Source organism: Haliscomenobacter sp. (genome assembly GCF_033763495.1).
Taxonomy (GTDB): Bacteria; Bacteroidota; Bacteroidia; order Chitinophagales; family Saprospiraceae; genus Haliscomenobacter.
Window position 1 is genome coordinate 1 of the sequence record NZ_JANRKL010000067.1, and the last position, 6,076, is coordinate 6,076.

The following is a 6,076-nucleotide window of genomic DNA, read 5'->3' on the forward strand; positions in this document are numbered from 1 at the left end:
CAGCAGATTACAGCTGCATCTGGAGAGGAGCTTGCGAACAAGCCATAAGTCCAAACACCAGGGCAGTCGATAACTGCACCGTTGCTTTGGTTGTTGTCCATAACACGTACCACAGCGCCGGAGCAAGAACCGTCGGATACCAGGTTACGGGTAAGAGTGAATTGGCAATTGGCATCCAAACTAACTGTTACGTTGTAACAACCGCAATTGGTTGACTGTGCAGTTAGGTTAGAACCAAAAACCAGTGTAGCCAAAACCATCAAGCATGCGCTTGCAGTTTTGGTCATCCAGCTAGTAAAGGTCATTTTTCCCATAAGATTACAATTTGAGAAATAATGTTGGGTTAAAAAATAATGTGAATTAGAATTAGCCTTAGGTCGTAAGCACAAAATTGTTCAAATCCTCGGTCGTCGTGAGCACACAATTTCATGCGAAATTAAGCAGCCGATCCAAATATCAAAACTAAATTAATAAAATATTTCTTAAAAGAGTTTGATATTACAAAAAGGCTAAATATAGAAAAGCCGATTCTCAGCTATGAGATCGGTAGCAATTTTCGATAGTATGTAAGTGAAATGCAAAAATCTGTGGAGTAGATTGAAGGCAAATGGGTTTTAAAGCCATACAACAATAGCCTTTAGTACAATTTTTGTTCATGGGACCAATTTTGTGCTAAACCTTTTAGGATTAGCTTTTAAACATTGCAAAATTACAGCACAATCTATTTCTACAAATACCCCAAAACTGGTAATTTCACCAAGCGACAGGCCAAGGGTATATTTCACTAAAAATCAAGCAAATACAAATCCTACACCAAACAATGGTCGTAAGCGGCACGCACCAATCCGGCAGTATTGCTCACACCAAGTTTACGCATGATGTTTTTTCGGTGTACGCTAACGGTTTGATAACTAATGAAAAGTTGGCTGGCAATTTGCTTGTTACTCATAGCTTTAGAGATCAATTGCAAGATTTGTACTTCCCTTTTGGTGAGCAATGGTTCTCCAGTATTAGAAGTCTCATCAGAATGGGCGCGCGCTTTTTCAAAGGCAAAGGGAAAATAGACTTTGTCTGTCAAAATCTGCGAAATTCCTTCTCTTAGTTCTTCGATGGTTGCCGTTTTCAGCAGGAGGCCATGTGCACCAGCCTTACTGACTTGAGGGGCAAGAGAGCTTTGCTCGAATCGAGTGAAGATACAAATACGTGCACCTGGATTCAATTTGCGGAGATGTCGAATGACTTGGAAGCTGTCGGCATCAGGAGTTTTGAGCTCCATGATGATTAGGTCAGGTTGGTAATGATGAATGGCATCTGACCAATTGACGTCAAGGCTGCAAGCACTTACGTGGAATTCGAATCTGTCGTCCGAACATAGTACTTGCTTTAGTCCTTCAATCAACACTGGTTGATTGTCGGAAATAATGGTTTTTACTTTCATGGGAATTATAATTAAAACAAGAGGCCGTGGCCCAATACAAATAATTTGTGCAAAAACTTTAGGGCTGGATCAGTTTTAACATCATCAAAAAAACTGTGGTAAAAGTAGGCAATCAAAATGAGTTTTGCAAATCCATAAAGTTATATCCGTGCAGCCAAACGGGAAGCTTGATCAATTGCACGTTTGGCGTCCAATTCCCGAGCCTCATCTGCCCCACCCACCAAATGCACTGAAACGCCTTGCTCGAGCAGTGGTTCATACAGATCGCGCAATGGTTCCTGGCCCGCACAAATGACTACCTGATCAACTTCCAAGACCTGCGGAACATCGTCAATGCTAATGTGCAGGCCATGATCGTCTACTCTCAGATATTGCACGGCACCAATCATTTGTACCCGGCGATTTTTTAAACTGCTTCGGTGAATCCAACCAGTGGTTTTACCCAAACGTTCCCCCAATTTCCCTTTGCTGCGCTGCAGGAGATAAATGGTACGCTCTGGTTTTTCAGGTTGAGCGTTTTTTAATCCACCTTTGGCCTGATAAGTCATATCCACGCCCCATTCATCCATAAAGGCTTCAACATTTAAACTTGTAGACGCAGTTTCCTGCGAAAGATACTCTGCTACATCAAAACCTATGCCACCTGCACCTATGATGGCAACTTTTTGACCAATTTTATTTCCGTATTTCAACACATCGATGTAACTCAACACCTTAGGATGATCGATGCCTGGTAATTCCAAAGCCCGTGGCGATACTCCGGTAGCTAGAATCACCTCATCAAAAGCGCCCGCCAGTAGATCCATTGCACTTACGCGCTGCCCCAGGTGCAGCCGTACGCCGTGTTTAAACACCTGACCTGCGAAGTAACGCAAGGTTTCGTGGAATTCCTCTTTACCTGGAATACGTTTAGCCATATTGAATTGGCCACCAATCTCATTTTCGGCATCAAAAAGATGTACTTCGTGGCCACGTTGAGCAGCAACACTGGAAAAAGCCAGCCCTGCGGGTCCAGCACCTACTACTGCTATTTTTTTCTTTTGGCTGCACGGCAAATAATTCAGTTCCGTTTCGTGGCAGGCCCGTGGATTAACCAAACAACTGGCCACCTTACGTTTAAAGGTATGGTCCAGGCAAGCCTGGTTGCAAGCGATGCAAGTATTGATTTCCTGTGAGCGGTTCTCGATGGCCTTGAGCACAAATTCCGGATCCGCTAAAAAAGGCCGTGCCATGGATACCATATCGGCATGTCCCGCCGCCAAAACACTTTCGGCTACCTCAGGGCTATTGATGCGGTTGGTGGTAATCAGTGGAATGCCCACTTTGCCCATCAAACGTTGGGTAACCCAGGAAAAACCAGCACGTGGTACCATCGTTGCAATCGTAGGCACCCTGGCTTCATGCCAACCGATGCCTGTATTGATAATGGTAGCCCCGGCTTTTTCAATTTCATGCGCCAACAATTCTACTTCTTCCCAGGTGCTGCCATCCGGAACGAGGTCCAACATGGAAAGTCGGTAAATGATGATGAAATCGGGCCCAACAGCTTCCCGAACCCGGCGCACTATTTCAATCGGAAAACGAATGCGGTTTTGATAATCGCCACCCCATTCATCGGTCCGGCGATTGGTTTTACTGACGATGAACTGGTTGATCAAGTACCCTTCCGATCCCATTATTTCAACCCCATCGTAACCAGCCTCGCGGGCAAGTGTAGCACAACGCACATAAGCGCTGATGCTCCGCTTAACGCCAATTGAAGTCAAAGCCCAGGGTTTAAAGGGGGAAATGGGCGATTTAATGGCCGAAGGTGCCACTGCCAGGGGGTGGTAGCCATAACGCCCCGAATGGAGGATTTGCATGGCGATTTTCCCTCCCGCACTGTGTACTGCTTCCGTTAAGATTTTGTGTTGTCGAGCTTCCGTATGAGTGGATAATTTGGCAGCAAAGGGTGCCACCCAGCCCGCACGATTGGGTGCAATACCACCAGTTACAATCAGTCCCACCTGCCCTTTGGCCCTTTCAGCATAATAGGCTGCCATTCGCTGGTAGCCATTTTTTTCTTCCTCTAGCCCCGTGTGCATGGAGCCCATCAAGACGCGATTTTTCAGGGTAGTAAAGCCAAGATCCAGGGGCTGTAAAAGGTGTGGGTAGGGCAATGCTGGCATATGTTTTGTATTGTAAGGCGAAAACTGATTAGCGAATTTACGCTAATGGAGTTGAAATTTTTAGCAAATTTTCGCTAAGAGATATAATTCATATTGTTCATCCGCGCACAGGAATTGTCCAAATCTGGACACTTAAATTAAAAATCAACTTTAAAACACTTCAAAATCAATGATTTAAAAAATTGGTATATAGTTTGATCGATTATAATCAGGCAGAATTGAAAAATCTATTTAAACAATAAAGGAGCCTTCAGAAGCCGCCATTGCAATTGTGTTTTGTCCTTGTTAGGGATAAAAACTCTATTGCTTCGCACAAAATCCGATTTGAAATGCTCAAAAATTATTGGACCGTTGCCTGGCGCAACCTTTGGCGCAACAAAACCTATAGTTCACTCAATATCCTCGGGCTTTCCGTAGGAATGGCAGTAGCTGTGCTGATCATGCTCTGGGTAGTCGATGAATTGACCTTTGATCGTTTCCACACCAAAATTGATCGCATTTTCCGCTTGCATCAGCACCAACGCTACGATGGACAAATGTTTACTTTTTATTCCATGCCGCCGGTATTGGCTCTGAATTTAAAAGAAAATTTTCCAGAAATAAAACGAGTCATCCGTACCAATTGGGGCGATGAAGCCATGCTTTCCGTGGGCGAAAAACGATTTTATGAGCAAGGACTGGCGGTGGATACTACTTTTTTTGAAGTTTTCAGCTTTCCCCTTGCAGAGGGTGATCTCAAAGAAGCCCTGGTCAAACCTAACTCCATTGTAATTTCGCAGGAAGTAGCCAAAAAATTCTTTGGCGATGCTGAGGCAATCGGGCAATTGCTCAAATACAACAACCGCGATGCATTTGAAGTGACCGGGGTATTGGAAAAAATGCCACCCAACTCCACTTTGAAGTTTGAATTTCTGATTCCCTACCACACCTTCATGAAATATTCTCCTTGGTTGGATGAAACCAATTGGGGCAACAACAACACCCCCATGTACATCGAGTTGGCAGAAGGAACTTCCATTTCTACCCTCAACAAAAAAATCCGCGATGTACTCAAAAAACACCAGGATCCGGATGGTACAGGCAATCGCCCCATTCTGTTTGGTTTCCCCTTGGCCAAGGAGCGCTTGTATGGCTTGTGGGAAGAAGGTAAAAACGTAGGAGGTCGCATCGATTATGTACAGTGGTTTAGTGTTCTTGCCTTTTTTGTACTGTTCATCGCCTGTGTCAATTTTATGAACCTTTCTACCGCCAGAGCCGGGCGTCGTTCGCGGGAAATTGGGATCCGTAAAGCGGTAGGTGCCGAACGTGGGCGGATCATGTCGCAGTTTTTAGGGGAGTCGATTTTGATGTCCTCTTTGGCTTTGCTCATCGCAGTTGGGTTGGTTTTGATCTTGTTACCTGGTTTCAACGCGTTGACAGAAAAAGAGCTCCGTTTCCATTTCTGGTCGCCTCAAATGGCGGGAATTTTGCTGGCCGCTGCTCTGTTAACCGGCCTTTTTGCCGGGAGTTATCCCGCCATTTACATGTCGGGTTTCCACATCATTCAAACCCTAAAGGGAGTTTTTAAATCAGGGAATTCTGCGGTATTGTTCCGAAAGGGCCTCGTCGTGATCCAATTCTCCTTATGCGCCATCCTGGTCATTGGCTCCATTCTGGTGTACCAACAAATCCAGCACATCCAGAATCGCTCATTGGGTTACGATCGGGCAAATGTACTCCGAGTATGGTTGCGCGGGGACATCGGTGAACGTTTTGATCCGGTCAACACGGAGTTGAGTGCCATCCCTGGAGTAGAGTCCGTAGCTGCATCGGGCAATGGCATTACCCAAATTGGCAGCTCCACTTACAACCTCAATTGGCCTGGAAAAAAACCTAAAGATCAAATCCTGTTTTCCAACACAGCCGTTGATCCCGGGTTTTTAAAAACCTACCGCATCGAACTGGTGGAAGGCCGCGATTTTCAAAAAGGCAACTTGAACGATACCCTGAGCATCATTTTTAATGAACTCGCCATCAAAAGAATGGGATTAAAAGACCCGCTTGGTCAAACCATCGATTTGTGGGACAACAAGGTGAAAATCATCGGGGTCACCAAAGATTTCCATTTCAATTCCATTCATTCCCAAATCGAACCCTTCTTTTTCACCTTTAATCCCAAGTGGCGTAGTTTGGCTTCTTTGAAACTGGATGGTTCACAACCTGTTACCGCAACCATCAGCGCCATTGAACAGGTATTTAAAAAACACAATCCAGCATATCCCTTTGAATACGATTTTGTAGACAAAGATTTTAATGAATTGTATAAAAGTGAGCAGTTGATTGGGAAACTGGCACGGGTCTTTTCTTTCCTGGCCATTTTTGTAGCTTGTTTGGGGCTCTTTGGATTGGCTGCCTTTAGTGCCGAACAAAGGGTCAAGGAAATTGGGGTGCGCAAAGTATTGGGCGCCACTTTGGGCAATATCGTTTTGCT

Annotated in this window: 4 protein-coding genes; 1 reads left to right on the forward strand and 3 read right to left on the reverse strand. The window is 44.9% G+C overall.

All coding sequences use genetic code 11. The features are described 5' to 3' along the window. From SFV55_RS07860 to SFV55_RS07870, 3 genes are all read right to left on the reverse strand, one after another. Positions 1-314, reverse strand: a 314-nt coding sequence (locus SFV55_RS07860; RefSeq protein WP_320028935.1) for a hypothetical protein, incomplete at its 3' end; no start/stop codon positions are given. A gap of 494 nt (positions 315-808) precedes the next feature. Next, positions 809-1,438 carry a response regulator transcription factor gene (locus SFV55_RS07865; protein ID WP_320028936.1) on the reverse strand — a complete coding sequence of 210 codons (630 nt, stop codon included), beginning with the start codon at positions 1,436-1,438 and terminating at the stop codon, positions 809-811. A 140-nt stretch (positions 1,439-1,578) separates the two neighbouring features. Continuing rightward, entirely contained in the window at positions 1,579-3,606 is a 2,028-nt protein-coding gene (locus SFV55_RS07870) for an NADPH-dependent 2,4-dienoyl-CoA reductase (protein WP_320028937.1), read from the reverse strand. A 329-nt stretch (positions 3,607-3,935) separates the two neighbouring features. On the opposite strand from SFV55_RS07870, the gene SFV55_RS07875 reads away from it, so the two are divergent. Continuing rightward, positions 3,936-6,076: ABC transporter permease (locus tag SFV55_RS07875; RefSeq protein WP_320028938.1), on the forward strand; the 2,141-nt coding region annotated here is incomplete at its 3' end.

Excerpts from the sequence above, each read along its gene's own strand:
- SFV55_RS07870 (WP_320028937.1), bottom strand. The coding sequence starts at position 3,606 with ATGCCAGCATTGCCCTACCCACACCTTTTACAGCCCCTGGATCTTGGC.
- SFV55_RS07865 (WP_320028936.1), bottom strand. The coding sequence starts at position 1,438 with ATGAAAGTAAAAACCATTATTTCCGACAATCAACCAGTGTTGATTGAA.